We start from the raw sequence: 15,518 nt of genomic DNA, 5'->3' as shown, positions 1-15,518 counted from the left end.
GCTTTCGAGCGGGCTTTTCATTTCCTCTGACGAAATGGCGGGCCGCCCGCCCGCCGGCATTGGTCAGAGCTGCGGCGCGAGCGCGCGCCGGGCGTCGGCGAGCGACAGCGACATCCGCCGCGCGTAGTCGTCGAGCTGATCCTGCCCGATTTTGCCGACCGAGAAGTAGCGGCTGTCCGGGTGCGCGAGATAGAAGCCCGACACGCTCGCGGCCGGCAGCATCGCCAGCGATTCGGTCACGCTCATCCCGATTTCCTCCGCATGCAGCGCGGCGAACATGTCGCGCTTCACGAGGTGGTCGGGGCAGGCCGGGTAGCCGGGCGCCGGGCGGATGCCCGCGTACTTTTCGGCGATCAGCGCATCGTTGTCGAGCGTTTCGCCGCTCGCATAGCCCCACAGCTCGCGGCGCACGCGCGCGTGCATCGCCTCGGCGAACGCTTCCGCGAAGCGGTCGGCGAGCGCCTTCAGCATGATCGCGCTGTAGTCGTCGTGGTCGGTTTCGAACTGCTTTTCCTTCACGTCGACGCCGAGGCCGGCCGTGACCGCGAACATCCCGATGTAGTCGGCGATGCCCGATTCCTTCGGCGCGATGAAGTCGGCGAGCGAGCGGTTCGGGCGCATCACGCCGTCGACCACCGGACGCACGCTCTGCTGGCGCAGGTTGCGCCACGTGAGCAGCACTTCGGAGCGCGAATCGTCGGTGTAGATCTCGATGTCGTCGTCGTTGACCGTGTTCGCCGGCAGCAGCGAGATCACGCCGTTCGCCGTGAGCCAGCGGCCCTGGATCAGGCGCGCGAGCATCGACTTCGCGTCGGAGAACACGCGCCGCGCCGATTCGCCGACGATCTCGTCGTTCAGGATCGCCGGGTACGGACCCGCGAGATCCCAGGTCTGGAAGAACGGGCCCCAGTCGATGTAGTTCGCGAGCTCGTTCAGGTCGTAGTTCTTGAACACGCGGCGGCCGATGAACTTCGGCTTCACGGGCCGGTAGCTCGCCCAGTCGAGCTTCGCCTTGTTCGCGCGCGCCTCGGCGAGCGTGACCATCGGCTGGGCCTTGCGGTTCGCGTGCTGTTCGCGGATCCGTTCGTAATCCGACTTCAATTCGTCGAGGTACTTCGTCGCGCCTTCGTCCGACAGCAGGCTCGATGCGACCGACACCGAGCGCGATGCGTCGGGCACGTAGACGACCGGGCCTTCGTAATGCGGCGCGATCTTCACGGCCGTGTGCACGCGCGAGGTCGTCGCGCCGCCGATCAGCAGCGGAATCTTCTTCACGCGGAAGTAATCGTCGCGCTGCATTTCGGACGCGACGTACGCCATTTCCTCGAGGCTCGGCGTGATGAGGCCCGACAGCCCGATGATGTCCGCGCCCTCGACCTTCGCCTTCGCGAGGATCTCGTTGCACGGGACCATCACGCCCATGTTGACGACTTCGAAGTTGTTGCACTGGAGCACGACCGACACGATGTTCTTGCCGATGTCGTGCACGTCGCCCTTCACGGTCGCGATGACGATCTTGCCCTTCGCGCGCACGTCGCCGCCCGCTTCCGCGAGCAGCCGTTTTTCTTCCTCGATGAACGGGATCAGATGCGCGACGGCCTGCTTCATCACGCGCGCCGACTTCACGACCTGCGGCAGGAACATCTTGCCCTGGCCGAACAGGTCGCCGACGACGTTCATCCCGTCCATCAGCGGGCCTTCGATCACGTTGATCGGGCGGCCGCCGGCTGCGGCGATGGCCGCGCGCGCTTCCTCGGTGTCCTCGACGATGAAATTCGTGATCCCGTGCACGAGCGCGTGCGCGAGGCGCTTCTCGACCGGCTGGTCGCGCCACTCGAGGTTCTCTTCCTTCTTCGCGGCGCCGGTCTTGAACTTGTCGGCGATCTCGAGCAGGCGGTCGGTGGAATCCTCGCGGCGGTTCAGGATCACGTCCTCGACCCGCTCGCGCAGTTCCGCGTCGAGATCGGCGTACACGCCGAGCTGGCCCGCGTTCACGATGCCCATGTCCATCCCCGCCTGGATCGCGTGGTACAGGAACACGGTGTGGATCGCCTCGCGCACCGGGTCGTTGCCGCGGAACGAGAACGACACGTTCGACACGCCGCCGCTCACCTTCGCGTACGGCAGGTTCTGCTTGATCCAGCGGGTCGCCTCGATGAAGTCGACCGCGTAGTTGTTGTGCTCCTCGATGCCGGTCGCGACCGCGAAGATGTTCGGGTCGAAGATGATGTCTTCCGGCGGGAAGCCGACTTCGTTCACGAGGAAGTCGTACGAGCGCTTGCAGATCTCGGTCTTGCGCGCGTAGGTGTCGGCCTGGCCCGTCTCGTCGAACGCCATCACGACCGCGGCCGCGCCGTAGCGGCGGATCAGGTTCGCGTGATGGCGGAACGCTTCCTCGCCTTCCTTCAGCGAGATCGAGTTCACGATCGCCTTGCCCTGCACGCACTTGAGGCCGGCCTCGATCACTTCCCACTTCGACGAGTCGATCATGATCGGCACGCGCGCGATGTCCGGCTCGGAGGCGATCAGGTTCAGGAAGCGCACCATCGCCGCCTTCGAATCGAGCATCGCCTCGTCCATGTTGATGTCGATCACCTGCGCGCCGTTCTCGACCTGCTGGCGCGCGACGGCGAGCGCCTCGTCGAACTGGCCGTTCAGGATCATCCGCGCGAACGCCTTCGAGCCGGTGACGTTGGTGCGTTCGCCGACGTTGATGAAGAGCGTCCCGGACGTGACGTTGAACGGCTCGAGGCCGGCAAGGCGCATCATGTGATCGGTCATGGCGGTGCGAATTCGTGTGAGGTAGGGCGGGCGTTGGGGCGGTCGGTCAGGCGGCGTCGCTGTAGTGGCTCGGCCAGCGGCGCGGTTTCACGTCGGCGAGCGCCTTCGCGATCTCGGCGATGTGCTCGGGCGTCGTGCCGCAGCAGCCACCCGCGAGGTTCACGAGCCCGGCTTGCGCGAATTCCTTCAGCAGGCCCGACGTGACGTCCGGCGTCTCGTCGAAACCGGTGTCGCTCATCGGGTTCGGCAGGCCCGCGTTCGGGTAGCACGACACATAGGTGTCGCACAGCTTCGCGAGCTCGGCGATGTACGGGCGCATCAGCGCCGCGCCGAGCGCGCAGTTCAGGCCGAACGTGAGCGGCTTCGCGTGGCGCAGCGAATTCCAGAACGCCTCGACCGTCTGGCCCGACAGGATGCGGCCCGACGCGTCGGTCACGGTACCCGAGATCATGATCGGCAGGCGCTCGCCGGTGTCCTCGAACAATTCGTCGAGCGCGAACAGCGCGGCCTTCGCGTTCAGCGTGTCGAAGATCGTCTCGACGAGGAACAGGTCGACGCCGCCGTCGAGCAGCGCCTTCGCCTGCTGGTAATACGCGCTGCGCAGTTCGTCGAACGTGACGTTGCGCGCGCCCGGGTCGTTGACGTCCGGCGAGATGCTCGCCGTCTTCGGCGTCGGCCCGATCGCGCCCGCGACAAAGCGGGGTTTGTCGGGCGTCGCGTAGCGCACGGCCGATTCGCGCGCGAGCCGCGCCGATTCGACGTTCATCTCGACGACGAGGTCTTCCATCCCGTAGTCGGCCTGCGCGACCGTCGTCGCGCCGAACGTGTTGGTTTCGACGATGTCCGCGCCGGCCGCGAAGTACTGGTCGTGGATCTCGCGGATGATCTGCGGCTGCGTGAGCGACAGCAGTTCGTTGTTGCCCTTGATGTCGCGCGGGAAATCCTTGAAGCGCTCGCCGCGATAGGCGGCCTCGTCGAGTTTGTAGCGCTGGATCATCGTGCCCATCGCGCCGTCGAGGATCAGGATGCGCGATTTCAGCAGCGCGGGCAGTTCGGCGCCGCGCGTGTAGCGCGCGTCGAGCGGGACGGAAGCAGCGAGAGGGGTCGCAGACATGGCGGAAGACCGGCGAAGACGGGAAAACCGTCATTGTAGCCGGTGCGCCGGGGCGCCGCCCGGGCTCGCGCGGCGCGGGTGGCGGGGCCGGCGCGAAGCGTGCGGGCGAGCGTTGTTCGCGCAACGAAGGCGCGCCCGGCCGCGCACGGGCCCCATCAAACGAAAACCCCCGCCGGCGAACCGGACGGGGGTGTAGATCAGAGTGCTCGCGACGCCGCGCAGTGCGCGGCGATGGGCCCGGCGATGCGCCGGACCGGGTGTCGTCAGTGCAGGACGACGGGCATCATCATCAGGCTGTCGAACTGTCCGAGGAATTCGTCCACTTCGTCGAGCGACGGCTCGTCCTCGATCAGCTGCTTCACGTGTGCGCGGAAACGCTCGGCAAGTTCGCCGTCGATGAAAATCTCGCGCTGCGCGTTCTTGTCGACGATTTCGTATCCGCCGGCATTCATCAGATGGTGACCGGCCTGCGGCGCAAATTCGACGACGCAGTAATTGGGGCTGTTGTAGATCATTTGCATGGCGGCACTCCTCTTCGCAGTGGCATCTGGCCTTGTTGCTCCGTAGGTGGGGCAGGCCGTGCCGGTTTCAAGGGGCTTGCGCTGCACACCCCGTTCTCCCGTTTGCGTGGGGTGTATTGGTTAGAAGCCGATGTCTATCAAACGTTTCTTATTGTGATCCGGTGCACTGAAATAGTTGTTAAAGAGTGTCATCGGCCATTTCGGCCAACAACTTTAATCGGTCGAAATTGCCGATCTGTCGGTCATCACGGCGCGGGCGGCGTCGACGCGGGTGGTGAACCCGTGGGCGCCGATGGTTGCACGTCCGTCGGCGGCGCGGGTTGTGCCGGCTCCGCGGCGGGTGCCACGGCGGCCGGGGTGCTGGCGGGCGCGCTGTCGGGCGCATTTGTTGCGCGTGGCGTCACGCCGTCGGCCGGTGCGTCCGGCGGCGCGAGCCGGCCATGCCAAAGCAATTCGATTTGCGCACCGTTCGGTTCTGATTGTACGAGCCTTGCGGGCAACCAGTCGAGCGACGGCGCGAGCCACATGTCGATGCGGCGCGTGTCGCCGGCGCGGCGCGGCAACCGCATGAAGTGCCGCGCGCGGACGATGCCGGTTTGCGTCTGCACGTCCTCGTCGCCGATCACCGTGATCGGCCAGGTCTCGCCGCTGTTGTTGTCGATCACGAAGAACTGCTGCGTGACGCCCGGCTTGTACGCGGACGGATTGCCGCGCACGAGCCCCGACAACTGCATCAGCATGCTGAAGCGGTCCTGCACGCCGTCGGGCAGCGGCGCGTTGTTCGGCGTGCGCGTGAAGACCACCTGACGGATCTCGCGGTTGAAGATCGCGATGTCCTCGGGGCGCTTGCCGCGTTTCTCGACATATCGATCGGGGGCCACACCGAACGCGTCGATGCGGCCTTCGCTGCGGTACGTGAACGGACCGACGAACGGCACGGGCATCGACACCGACAGGTCGTAGGTGTGTCCGTCGGTGCGCCAGTGGATCGTGCCGATCATGTTCTGCATCCCGTTGTAGAACGTATCGTATTGCAGATCACCGGACGACGGCGCCACGAACTTCACGCCGCTCGTCGCGGGGCCCGGCGTCGCGGCACTGCTCGCGCTGCTGGCGCCGCCGGCCGGTGCCGCATTCGCGCCCGATGCGCCTGCCGTGCCGCTCGCGGCGGAGGCGGCGGCAGGCGGCGGCTCGCCGTGCTCGGCCGTCTGCGTCGACGTCAGCACGGGCTCGGGTGATGGCGCAGGCTTCGGTGCGGCGGGAGCCGGCTTCGCCGGCGCAGGCTCGGCATGATGTTCGGCTGAAGGTTCGGCCGGCTTCGGCGCGGGCTGGCGCTCGATCGGCCGCGGCTTCAGCAATTCGATCTGCACCGGGATCTCGGCGGGCGCGGGCGGCGTGAACGATTCGCGGTTGCGCGTCAGCCACAACGCGGCGAGCGCATGCAGCACCAGCACGACGACGATCGCGATGCCCGCGCGCAGCCAGTGGCGGGGCAGGACGTGACGAGAACGGGTGTCGGCAGGCGGCATCGGCGAAAACGGAGCAAGGTTGGGGCAGTCGTGGCGGATCGTGCATGACGTACATCGCTGCGGCACGTCGCAACGGCACGTCACGACCGCACGTCACGACCGCACGTCACACCCATCGGACCACCGGCCGCGCCGCGCGTTCGCGCAGCATCGCGCGCATTCGCCCGGGTGTCGCGCGGCTCGCGTGTCAGGCGTCGCGCGCGTCCGGACTATAGCCGAGTTCGTAAGACAGTTTCTGCGCGCACGCGCGCAGCGCGGTGTCGATCTCGCCGCCCCATGCGATGTCGAACGTGCCTTCCTGACCGAGCGCGACGATCGCGAGCGCCAGCTCGCCGACCGCATCGAACACCGGCATGCAGAACGCGTGGATCGTCGGCAGCAGCATCCCTTCGACGCGCGCGGCCTGATGCGCGCGTACGTCGGCGAGCACCGCGTCGACTTCGTCGAGCGTGCGCGGGCCGCCGTGATGCGGCGAACGGCGCGTATCGGCGAGTTCGCGTTCGAGCATCGCCGCGGTCTTGCTGCGCGGCAGGTACGCGGCGAACAGCAGGCCCGTCGCGGAGCCGAGCAGCGGCATCACGTCGCCGAGCTTCAGCGACGCCTTCGCGGGGTGGCTCGATTCCATCCAGTGCACGATCGTCGGGCCCTGATTGCCCCACACCGCGATGCCGACCGTCTGATCGACGCGGTCGCGCAACTCGGTCAGCGCGATCCGCGCGAGCTTCACGCCGTCCACGCGCGCGAGCCGCGCGAGGCCCATCTGCAGCGCGAAGCCGCCGAGTTCGTAGCGGCCCGACACGGGATCTTGCGACACGACACCGAGCCGCGAAAAGCTCACCAGGTAGCGGTGCGCCTTCGCAGGGCTCATGCCCGCGCGCTGCGCGAGGTCGCGCAGCATCATCGCGCGCGGCTCGCTCGTCAGCACCTCGAGCAGGCGAAAGCCGACCTCGATCGACTGGATGCCGGAGCGGACCTTCTCGCCGCCTTCGCCATGCTCGCCGGAGCCGGTGTCATCGGTGTCGGAATCAGCGAGTTCGTCGTCGGGAAGCGGGTTGGAGGGCATGGGCAACGGGGGCGCGGCGAAGCGGCAAGGGTCGGGACGAAAGCGGCACGCACGATCGTGGCGCGCCGCTCGGATTCACCATCGTAAAATAGATTCCCTCCATCGTCACTACAACGGCAGACACCCCATGAAACTTGCATCGCTGAAGGACGGCACGCGCGACGGCCAGCTGATCGTCGTGTCGCGCGACCTGCACACCGCGGCGATCGCCGATGCGATCGCACCGACGCTGCAGCGTGTCCTCGACGACTGGGCGTTCTACGCGCCGCAACTGCGCGACCTGTCCGACGCGCTGAACCACGGCCGCACACGCAACGCGTTCGCGTTCGATCCGGCGAACTGCATGGCGCCGCTGCCGCGCGCGTTCCAGTGGGCCGACGGCTCCGCGTACGTGAATCACGTCGAGCTCGTGCGTCGCGCGCGCGGCGCCGAAATGCCGCCGGAGTTCTGGACCGATCCGCTGATGTACCAGGGCGGCAGCGACGACTTCCTCGGCGCGCGCGACGACATCGTGTGCGCGTCCGAGGGCTGGGGCATCGATTTCGAGGCCGAAGTCGCGGTGATCACCGGCGACGTGCCGATGAGCGCATCGCCCGACGACGCGCTGAAGGCCGTGCGGCTCGTCACGCTCGTGAACGACGTGTCGTTGCGCAACCTGATTCCGGCCGAGCTCGCGAAGGGCTTCGGCTTCTTCCAGAGCAAGCCGGCCACCGCGTTCGCACCGGTGGCGGTGACGCTCGACGAGCTCGGCGACGAATGGCGCGAAGGCCGCGTGCACCGGCCGATGATCGTTCACTGGAACGGCAAGAAGGTCGGCCAGCCCGACGCGGGCACCGACATGGTGTTCCACTTCGGCCAGCTGGTCGCGCATGCGGCGAAGACGCGCAACCTGCGTGCCGGCTCGATCGTCGGCTCGGGCACCGTGTCGAACAAGGACGCGAAGCGCGGCTACTGCTGCATCGCCGAGAAGCGCTGCCTCGAGACGATCGAGCACGGCGCGCCGCAGACCGAATTCATGCGCTATGGCGACACCGTGCGCATCGAGATGTTCGACGCGGCCGGCAAGTCGATCTTCGGCGCGATCGAGCAGTCGGTCGCACCGCCCGACGGCGCGGCCTGACGCCCGCGCGAAGCCCGGCTCCCGGCCCGCGCGCCGGGTTTCGCCCGATGTTTGCCCGCGCGGGCTTGGCTACACTCGATTCAGGCGTTTCAAACGCCTCAAGCACCGGGAGCTGCGCATGGCCGATCTTGCCGCATACGGCGGTTACGAAGCATTGAAGGTGACGCGCCGCGAGCATGGCGTGCTCGATATCGTGATGAGCGGCGAGGGCGCGAACCGCAGCGGCCTCGCGACCGCGAACGAACGCATGCATCGCGAACTCGCCGACATCTGGCGCGACGTCGACCGCGATCCCGATACGCGCGTCGCGGTGATCCGCGGCGAGGGCAAGGGCTTTTCGGCGGGCGGCGATCTCGCGCTCGTCGACGCGATGGCGAACGACTTCGACGTGCGCGCCCGCGTGTGGCGCGAGGCGCGCGACCTCGTCTACAACGTGATCAACTGCAGCAAGCCGATCGTCTCCGCGATGCACGGCCCGGCCGTCGGCGCGGGGCTCGTCGCTGGGCTGCTCGCCGACATCTCGATCGCCGCGAAGGATGCGCGCATCATTGACGGTCATACGCGGCTCGGCGTCGCGGCCGGCGATCATGCGGCGATCGTGTGGCCGCTGCTGTGCGGGATGGCGAAGGCGAAGTACTACCTGCTGCTGTGCGAGCCGGTGAGCGGCGAGGAGGCCGAGCGAATCGGCCTCGTGTCGCTCGCGGTGGAGCCGGCCGACCTGCTGCCGAAGGCGTACGAAGTCGCGGAGCGGCTCGCGCACGGGTCGCAGTCGGCGATCCGCTGGACCAAGTACGCGCTGAACAACTGGCTGCGCAGCGCCGGGCCGACGTTCGATACGTCGCTCGCGCTCGAATTCATGGGCTTCTCGGGGCCCGACGTGCAGGAAGGCATCCGCTCGCTGCGCGAGCGGCGCCCGCCCGACTTCCCCGGCGACGCACCGTTCTGACGCGCGCTATCATCGAACCAGGGCGGCCGCGCAACCCGTGCCGGCCGCTTCGCTCACCCAGTCAACCAGGATGCCCGTAATGACGAACGAAGCCTCCGGCTCCAATCCTTTCGCCGGCTTTGCCGGTTTCAAGCCTGCCGACATGCTCGACCGGATGTGGGACATGATGCGGATGTCGCCGTTCGGCGGGATGGCGTCGTTTCCCGGCGCCGCGTCGGGGCTGCCGCCGTCGCTGTCGAGCATGTCCGACATGATGGCGCCGCTTACGAGCGTCGAGGAGCTCGACAAGCGGATCACCGATCTGCGCGCGGTCGAGCAATGGCTCAAGCTCAATCTCGGGATGCTGCAGTCCGCGATCCAGGCGCTCGAGGTGCAGCGCGCGACGCTCGCGACGCTGCGCGCGTTCGGCGCATTCGCGCAGAGCTCGATGTCGGCGGCCGAGGAAGCCGCGGTCGCGGCCGCGCAAGCGGCGTCCGCGCCGCGCGCCGATGAGCAAGCGCCGGGCGCTGGCGCTGCCGACGCGCCGCCGGCAGGCGACGCCGCGCAGCAGGCGTTCGACCCGGCCGGCTGGTGGAACCTGCTGCAGGCGCAGTTCAACCAGCTCGCGAGCCTTGCGATGACGCAGCCGGGCGTGCAGGGCGATCAGCCGGACGATGCGTCGCCCGCGCAGGCCGCGCCAACGGCGCCGGCGGAACCGCCCGCACCGGCCGCGGCTGCGGCCGCTGCCGCCGCGCCGCGCAAGCCGGCCGCGAAGCGCACGAAGCCGTCCGGTTCGGCCGCGGCGCGCGCGGCGGCCGCTTCGTCGCCCGAAACGCGTCCGCCGAAGCGCTCGACCTGACGCGAACCGGATGGCAGGTCGATCATGCGGCTCGCGCTCGTTCTGATGGGGGGCGGCGCCCGCGCCGCCTACCAGGTCGGCGTGCTGAAGGCGCTGGCCGAGATCGCGCGCGAGGCCGATCCGCAGCGGCATACGGTGCCGTTTTCGGTCGTATGCGGCTCGTCGGCCGGCGCGATCAATGCAACGTCGATCGCGAGCCACGCAGACGATTTTTCGCACGGCGTGCGGCGCCTGCTCGAATTCTGGGAGCCGCTGCGCGCGGACTACGTGTATCGCACCGACTGGCTCGGCATCGCGGCGGCCGGTGCACGCTGGCTCGCGGCGATGAGCTTCGGCTGGGCGGCACGCCGTTCGCCGCGCGGGCTGCTCGACAACGCGCCGCTCGCGCACCTGCTGAAGCGCGAGCTGAGTTTCCACCGGATCGAGCAGATGCTCGAGAGCCGGCTGCTGCACGCGCTGTCGATCACGGCGCTCAGCTATTCGAGCGGGCGGCACCTGACCTTCTACCAGGCCGCCGAGCCGATCCAGGCATGGCGGCGCGCGCAGCGCACCGCGCGGCTCGTCGACCTGTCGGCGTCGCACCTGCTCGCGTCGTCGGCCATTCCGTTCGTGTTCCCGGCCGTGCCGCTCGTGCTCGACGGACAGGTCGAATATTTCGGCGACGGGTCGATCCGGCAGGTCGCGCCGCTGTCGCCGGCGATCCATTTCGGCGCGAACCGGATCGTCGTGATCGGCGCGGCCGATCCGCGGCCCGAGATTCCCGCCGCGAACGGTTCGGGACGGGTGCGCGGCTATCCGACGCTCGCGCAGATCGGCCAGCAGGTGCTCGCGAGCGTGTTTCTCGACTCGATCGGCGCGGACATCGAACGCATCGAGCACATCAACCGGATGATCGAGCACCTGCCGCAGCAGGTCGAAGTGGACAGCGGCTGGCGGCACGTGGACGTGCTCGCGATCGCGCCGTCCGAGCGCATCGAGCTGATCGCCGCGAAACACCTGAAGCAGATGCCGGCCACGATGCGCGGGCTGCTCGGCGCGATCGGCGGCAGCCAGCCGGCCGGCGCGTCGTTCGCGAGCTACCTGCTGTTCGAGGAGGCGTTCACGCGCGAGCTGATCGAGCTCGGCTACCGCGACGGGCGCGCGCAGCGCGACACGCTGGCGAGCTGGATCGCGGGCGCCGACGGCTGCAGCGCGCCGCCCACCGGCACGCCGCCGGAAGGCGGTATCGCGACGGGCGAAATACGGGTCTGATGTGAGTCAGGTCCCCGGAAATGGCGCTGAGGCAGATGCGCCTTACAGATCGGTTGCGTTTTCGCGACGCCCGCCCGCGACCGATCGCCGCACCGCCGTGGGCGGCGCACGACCGGCCCGGCGTCTCGGAACCGTCATGGGTGCGTGCTATCATGGCCGCCGCCGTATACACCATATCGAGCAGCCTGCCGTCCGGCAGCCGTACGGAGAACCCGTCCGGGAGCCGTGTGACGCCGGGGCCGGCTCGTCAACGAGCCGGCTTGCGCCGGCCCCCACATGAGGCACGCGCGGTCGGCTCCGTTCGAGCGGAGCGGGGCTGCAGCGTGCGTCGAGGCGGCGGCGCGGCCGCCTGGCAGCCGGATGCGGAATCTGCGTCCGGCGGCTGGATTCCCGCGTAAAATTAGAGTCTTGGCTGCGAAAAGCGCGCTCGCGCGCGTACGCGGCAACAGTCACGTTTAGAGAAGTCGCATTGCGCAGAACAGGGGTGGGACCATCATGAACACCATGCTTTATCCGGAACTTTACAGGTCGCTCGAAGCTGTCCGCTGGGACATGGAGAAGGACATTCCGTGGGACAAGTTCGACGCTTCGCTGCTCACCGACGAGCAGGCGAAGACGATCAAGATGAACGCGATCACCGAATGGTCGGCGTTGCCCGCGACGGAAATGTTCCTGCGCGACAACCAGCACGACAGCGACTTTTCCGCGTTCATGAGCGTGTGGTTCTTCGAGGAGCAGAAGCATTCGCTCGTGCTGATGGAATACCTGCGCCGGTTCCGGCCGGAAATGGTGCCGACCGAGGAAGAGCTGCACGCGGTGCGCTTCCAGTTCGATCCGGCTCCGCCGCTGGAGACGCTGATGCTGCACTTCTGCGGCGAGATCCGCCTGAACCACTGGTATCGCTGCGCGGCCGACTGGCACACCGAGCCGGTCATCAAGCACATCTACGAAACGATCTCGCGCGATGAAGCGCGCCATGGCGGCGCTTACCTGCGCTACATGAAGAAGGCGCTGAACAACTGCGGCGACGTCGCGCGCGCGGCGTTCGCGAAGATCGGCGTGCTGATGGCATCGGCGCGCCGCACCGAGAAGCCGCTGCACCCGACCAACCTGCACGTGAACCAGGCGCTGTTCCCGCGCGACACCGTGCAGTCGCGCCTGCCCGATCCGGAATGGCTCGAGCGCTGGCTCGACGAGCAGATCCGCTTCGATGGCGAGTGGGAAAAGAAGGTCGTCGACCGGATCCTGCACAACCTGTCGATCCTGTTCGAGCGCACGTTCGCGACCGCGCAGGAGCTGAACCGCTATCGCAAGGAAGTCACCGGCCGCCTGCAGTCCGAAAGCGGCCCGTCGTCGGCCGCGCAACCGGCCTGACGCCGCGCGGCGGCGCAGCCGCCGTGACGCTCCGCCGGTTGCGATCGTCGCAGTGAATTCCTGCATGAAGCCCGCCCGGCCCGCCGGCGGGCTTTTCATTATCTGGCGCCGCCGCGTCCTGTCGCGACGTACACGGCGCGCCGCTCACGCCATCCGAACTCCATCATGTCCGCTACCTTCGAACGCAAGCTGATCACCCGCGACGCCCTGGTTGCCCTGCGCGCTTCGCTGCCTTCGCCCGTCGTGTTCACGAACGGCGTGTTCGACATCCTGCACCGTGGCCACGTCACGTATCTCGCCGATGCCAAGGCGCTCGGCGCGTGCCTGATCGTCGGCGTGAACAGCGATGCGTCGGTGCGCATGCTCGGCAAGGGCGACGACCGTCCGATCAACCGCGAGGACGACCGGATGGCGCTGCTCGCGGCGCTGGAGAGCGTCGATTGGGTCGTGAAGTTCGAGGAAAAGACGCCGGTGTCGCTGATCGAGGCCGTCCGTCCGGACATTCTCGTGAAGGGCGGCGACTACGACATGGACGCGCTGCCGGAATCGGCCATCGTGCGCGGCTGGGGCGGCCGTGCGCTCGCGATTCCGTTCGCGCATGACCGCTCGACCACCGCGCTGCTGAAGAAGGTGCGCGCGCAGCAGTCCTGATGCGTACGCCGCGCCGTCAGGGCGCGGATGCCGCGAGCGGCGCCTCCGTGAGGGCCGGCGCGGCGATCGGAGCGCCGATCACGGGCTGATCGGTCGCCTGCGCGAGCGGCATCGCATGCACTGCATCGGGCCGCACCTGCCGGGACAGCACGCCCGGTTCGCGCGCGCCGGCCGCCGGCAGCGGCCCGAACACGCCGCGCACCGCCACGAACGCGAGCAGGTTCGCGAGAAAGAGAACAGCGATCAGCCAGCGCAGCATCGTCGACACTCCTCGTCGTGGTTCAGTCGTTCAACCGTTCAGTCGGGCCGGCCGCATGGCAGAGGTTGCCGTTGCAGCTGGCGATCGTTCGCGGCGGCCGAGCCGCGTGAGCGGCCGGCTGCCTGCATGGGCGCACACACCGCGCCCGTTCTTCCATCCTTCCCGTGACGAAGCACGCAGCCGGGCATTCGTCGATGCGGTCGGCGCGATACCGGCCGGTTTTCGTCAATCCTGCGCCGCCCCTTCCGCGGCGATCAACGCAAGCCCCGACAGGATCAGCGCGTCGTGCCGTGTATGCGGCAACGTCAGCGCGCGCGCGACGTCGTCCGCCGCACCACCTGCCAGCACCAGCCGCACGGGCGCCTGCCACGCATCGGCGAGATCGCGCCATGCGCGCTCGATCAGCCCGGCCTGCGCGTACAGGCAGCCCGCCGACAGCGAGCGCGGCGTATCGACCTGGAACGGCTCGGCCTGCGCGCCCGCGAGCAGCCCGCTCGCGATGTCGGTGGTCAGCGTCGGCAACTGCGCGGTGTGCGTGCCGAGCGCGCGCATCATCAGCGCCCAGCCCGGCGCGATCAGCCCGCCGGTGAAGCGACCGTCCGCGCGCAGCGCTTCGAGCGTCGTCGCCGTGCCGAACGTCGCGATCAGCAGATGCTCGCCCGGAAACGCCGCACGTGCGCCGATCAAGCCGGCCCAGCGATCGCTGCCGAGCTGTTCGGGCGTCGTGTAACCGTTCGTCACGCCGCACTGCGCGGGCTGCGAGCGGATCGTCGTGCGCGGCAGGCCCGGCCAGCAGGCGTCGAGCAGCGCGTCGAGCCGTGCGGCCACGTCGGCGCCCGCGACGTTCGAGATCCATGCGCGATGCGGACGCGGCAGGGCCGACCAGTCGGGATCGGCGCCGCCGTCGCGCGTATGGCCGAACGCGCCCGTATCGACGAGCGTGCGCCGCGCATCGGCGAGCGCCCACTTGATCCGGCTGTTGCCGGCGTCGATCAGCAGATGCGGCTCGTTCATTGCGCTTCGCGCAGCGATACGTCGCCGGCCGCGATCGCCTGCACGCCGTCGGGCGTGTCGAGCAGCAGCTGGCCGGTCGCGTCGATGCCCGTTGCGATGCCGCGCGCGCGTTCGACGCCCTGTTCGAGCAGCACGACTTCGCGTCCGGCGTACGCGTGCAGCGCGTGCCAGCGCGGCAGGAACGGCGCGAGCCCGTCGGTGCCGAACTGCGCGAGGGCGGGCGTGAGCGCGTTCAGTGCGGCGGCGAGCGTATCGGTGAGGTTGGCCGATGCGCACGCGGCCGACAGCGCGGCCGGCGGCAGCCCGCTCGCGAGCGTCGCTTCGCGCGCGCGCAGCGCTTCGACCTGCGCGGCGACGGCTTCCGCGCCGCGCACGTTGATGCCGAAGCCGATCACGACGGCGGTCGCGTCGGCGGTGCTCCACACGGTTTCGATCAGGATGCCCGCGAGCTTGCCGACGATGTGCGACGTACCGTCGTCGGTGGCCGTCAGCAGCAGGTCGTTCGGCCATTTGAGGGCGACACGCGAGCGGGCGTCGAGCGGCAGCGCGGCGAGCCCTTCCGCGAGCGCGACGCCGATCGCGATGCTGAGACCGGCGAGCGCGTCGACGGGGCGCGGCACGATGCAGCCGACCGAGCACAGCAGGGCGTTGCCGGGTTGCGCGAACCACGGGCGGCCTTGCCGGCCGCGGCCGGCCGTCTGCTCGAACGCGACGCGCACGAGCGGCGCGGGCAGCGCGCTCGCGGTGCGCGGCAGCGCCTTCAGGCGCGTCGCGACGTCGGCGTTGGTCGAGCCGGTGGCGGCGACGATGTCGAGCGGCCACGCGCGCGGCGCGGCATCCAGGTGCGCCTCGAGCCGGTTGCGCGCGATGCGCGCGTCACCGGTATCGGGCGTGTCGGAGGAGGTGGGGGCGTTCATGGCGCATATTGTAGCGACAGGGCGCTAATAAAGTCGGCAGTCGGGGCGGACGTCATCTTGCGAAGTGCAGGGCCCGATCGACGTGCGACGCTGGGCGCTCGTTTTCTGTTGTCTGGTTGAGAAAAGCGTCATTCGGAGGA

14 protein-coding genes are annotated in these 15,518 nt (G+C 68.7%); 6 read left to right on the top strand and 8 right to left on the bottom strand.

Features of this window, described 5'->3' with window-relative positions; all coding sequences use genetic code 11:
* Positions 1-63 precede the first annotated feature (63 nt).
* The 5 genes from metH to ACP26O_RS14965 form a co-directional block, all read right to left on the bottom strand.
* A complete protein-coding gene (gene metH / locus ACP26O_RS14985) occupies positions 64-2,781 on the bottom strand; it encodes a methionine synthase (protein ID WP_426356250.1) in 2,718 nt (905 codons plus the stop codon).
* Positions 2,782-2,827: 46 nt separating this feature from the next.
* On the bottom strand, positions 2,828-3,895 hold the full coding sequence (locus ACP26O_RS14980; protein WP_011658053.1) for a homocysteine S-methyltransferase family protein: 1,068 nt from the start codon (positions 3,893-3,895) through the stop codon (positions 2,828-2,830).
* A 263-nt stretch (positions 3,896-4,158) separates the two neighbouring features.
* Positions 4,159-4,416, bottom strand: a complete 258-nt coding sequence (locus tag ACP26O_RS14975) for a BTH_I0359 family protein (RefSeq protein WP_006477667.1) — start codon at positions 4,414-4,416, stop codon at positions 4,159-4,161.
* A 245-nt stretch (positions 4,417-4,661) separates the two neighbouring features.
* A complete protein-coding gene (locus tag ACP26O_RS14970; RefSeq protein WP_175665646.1) occupies positions 4,662-5,945 on the bottom strand; it encodes a DUF3108 domain-containing protein in 1,284 nt (427 codons plus the stop codon).
* Positions 5,946-6,132: 187 nt separating this feature from the next.
* Positions 6,133-7,008, bottom strand: a complete 876-nt coding sequence (locus ACP26O_RS14965; RefSeq protein WP_175701421.1) for an IclR family transcriptional regulator — start codon at positions 7,006-7,008, stop codon at positions 6,133-6,135.
* 127 nt (positions 7,009-7,135) lie between these two features.
* On the opposite strand from ACP26O_RS14965, the gene ACP26O_RS14960 reads away from it, so the two are divergent.
* From ACP26O_RS14960 to rfaE2, 6 genes are all read left to right on the top strand, one after another.
* Entirely contained in the window at positions 7,136-8,128 is a 993-nt protein-coding gene (locus ACP26O_RS14960; protein ID WP_175665644.1) for a fumarylacetoacetate hydrolase family protein, read from the top strand.
* 118 nt (positions 8,129-8,246) lie between these two features.
* Entirely contained in the window at positions 8,247-9,074 is an 828-nt protein-coding gene (locus ACP26O_RS14955; protein ID WP_105832865.1) for an enoyl-CoA hydratase/isomerase family protein, read from the top strand.
* Positions 9,075-9,153: 79 nt separating this feature from the next.
* Entirely contained in the window at positions 9,154-9,912 is a 759-nt protein-coding gene (locus ACP26O_RS14950; RefSeq protein ID WP_175665643.1) for a PhaM family polyhydroxyalkanoate granule multifunctional regulatory protein, read from the top strand.
* A 24-nt stretch (positions 9,913-9,936) separates the two neighbouring features.
* The gene (locus tag ACP26O_RS14945) at positions 9,937-11,163 is read left to right on the top strand and encodes a patatin-like phospholipase family protein (protein WP_175665642.1); all 1,227 of its coding nucleotides are present in this window, start codon (positions 9,937-9,939) and stop codon (positions 11,161-11,163) included.
* 495 nt (positions 11,164-11,658) lie between these two features.
* Positions 11,659-12,537 (top strand): hypothetical protein, encoded by an 879-nt coding sequence (locus ACP26O_RS14940; RefSeq protein WP_006755359.1) that lies wholly within the window; start codon positions 11,659-11,661, stop codon positions 12,535-12,537.
* A 165-nt stretch (positions 12,538-12,702) separates the two neighbouring features.
* The gene (gene rfaE2, locus ACP26O_RS14935; RefSeq protein WP_105787132.1) at positions 12,703-13,188 is read left to right on the top strand and encodes a D-glycero-beta-D-manno-heptose 1-phosphate adenylyltransferase; all 486 of its coding nucleotides are present in this window, start codon (positions 12,703-12,705) and stop codon (positions 13,186-13,188) included.
* A gap of 16 nt (positions 13,189-13,204) precedes the next feature.
* On the opposite strand, the gene ACP26O_RS14930 is transcribed toward rfaE2, so the two are convergent.
* The 3 genes from ACP26O_RS14930 to ACP26O_RS14920 all read right to left on the bottom strand — a co-directional run bounded on the left by ACP26O_RS14930 (position 13,205) and on the right by ACP26O_RS14920 (position 15,378).
* Positions 13,205-13,447 carry a hypothetical protein gene (locus ACP26O_RS14930; RefSeq protein WP_105832942.1) on the bottom strand — a complete coding sequence of 81 codons (243 nt, stop codon included), beginning with the start codon at positions 13,445-13,447 and terminating at the stop codon, positions 13,205-13,207.
* 225 nt (positions 13,448-13,672) lie between these two features.
* Complete coding sequence (locus tag ACP26O_RS14925) at positions 13,673-14,461, bottom strand: type III pantothenate kinase (RefSeq protein ID WP_175665641.1); 789 nt, start codon at positions 14,459-14,461, stop codon at positions 13,673-13,675.
* Entirely contained in the window at positions 14,458-15,378 is a 921-nt protein-coding gene (locus tag ACP26O_RS14920; protein WP_165752094.1) for a biotin--[acetyl-CoA-carboxylase] ligase, read from the bottom strand. The genes ACP26O_RS14925 and ACP26O_RS14920 overlap by 4 nt, the downstream gene beginning before the upstream one ends.
* Between the last annotated feature and the right edge of the window lie 140 nt (positions 15,379-15,518).

The organism is Burkholderia sp. R-40, assembly GCF_049942845.1.
In the GTDB taxonomy this organism is placed as follows: Bacteria; Pseudomonadota; Gammaproteobacteria; order Burkholderiales; family Burkholderiaceae; genus Burkholderia; species Burkholderia ambifaria.
This window is presented reverse-complemented; position numbering and strand designations above follow the sequence as displayed.

What these genes read in the sequence shown, in the direction of transcription:
- metH (WP_426356250.1), bottom strand. Translation starts at nt 2,781, where the DNA reads ATGACCGATCACATGATGCGCCTTGCCGGCCTCGAGCCGTTCAACGTC.
- ACP26O_RS14980 (WP_011658053.1), bottom strand. Translation starts at nt 3,895, where the DNA reads ATGTCTGCGACCCCTCTCGCTGCTTCCGTCCCGCTCGACGCGCGCTAC.
- ACP26O_RS14975 (WP_006477667.1), bottom strand. Translation starts at nt 4,416, where the DNA reads ATGCAAATGATCTACAACAGCCCCAATTACTGCGTCGTCGAATTTGCG.
- ACP26O_RS14970 (WP_175665646.1), bottom strand. Translation starts at nt 5,945, where the DNA reads ATGCCGCCTGCCGACACCCGTTCTCGTCACGTCCTGCCCCGCCACTGG.
- ACP26O_RS14965 (WP_175701421.1), bottom strand. Translation starts at nt 7,008, where the DNA reads ATGCCCTCCAACCCGCTTCCCGACGACGAACTCGCTGATTCCGACACC.
- ACP26O_RS14960 (WP_175665644.1), top strand. Translation starts at nt 7,136, where the DNA reads ATGAAACTTGCATCGCTGAAGGACGGCACGCGCGACGGCCAGCTGATC.
- ACP26O_RS14955 (WP_105832865.1), top strand. Translation starts at nt 8,247, where the DNA reads ATGGCCGATCTTGCCGCATACGGCGGTTACGAAGCATTGAAGGTGACG.
- ACP26O_RS14950 (WP_175665643.1), top strand. Translation starts at nt 9,154, where the DNA reads ATGACGAACGAAGCCTCCGGCTCCAATCCTTTCGCCGGCTTTGCCGGT.
- ACP26O_RS14945 (WP_175665642.1), top strand. Translation starts at nt 9,937, where the DNA reads ATGCGGCTCGCGCTCGTTCTGATGGGGGGCGGCGCCCGCGCCGCCTAC.
- ACP26O_RS14940 (WP_006755359.1), top strand. Translation starts at nt 11,659, where the DNA reads ATGAACACCATGCTTTATCCGGAACTTTACAGGTCGCTCGAAGCTGTC.
- rfaE2 (WP_105787132.1), top strand. Translation starts at nt 12,703, where the DNA reads ATGTCCGCTACCTTCGAACGCAAGCTGATCACCCGCGACGCCCTGGTT.
- ACP26O_RS14930 (WP_105832942.1), bottom strand. Translation starts at nt 13,447, where the DNA reads ATGCTGCGCTGGCTGATCGCTGTTCTCTTTCTCGCGAACCTGCTCGCG.
- ACP26O_RS14925 (WP_175665641.1), bottom strand. Translation starts at nt 14,461, where the DNA reads ATGAACGAGCCGCATCTGCTGATCGACGCCGGCAACAGCCGGATCAAG.
- ACP26O_RS14920 (WP_165752094.1), bottom strand. Translation starts at nt 15,378, where the DNA reads ATGAACGCCCCCACCTCCTCCGACACGCCCGATACCGGTGACGCGCGC.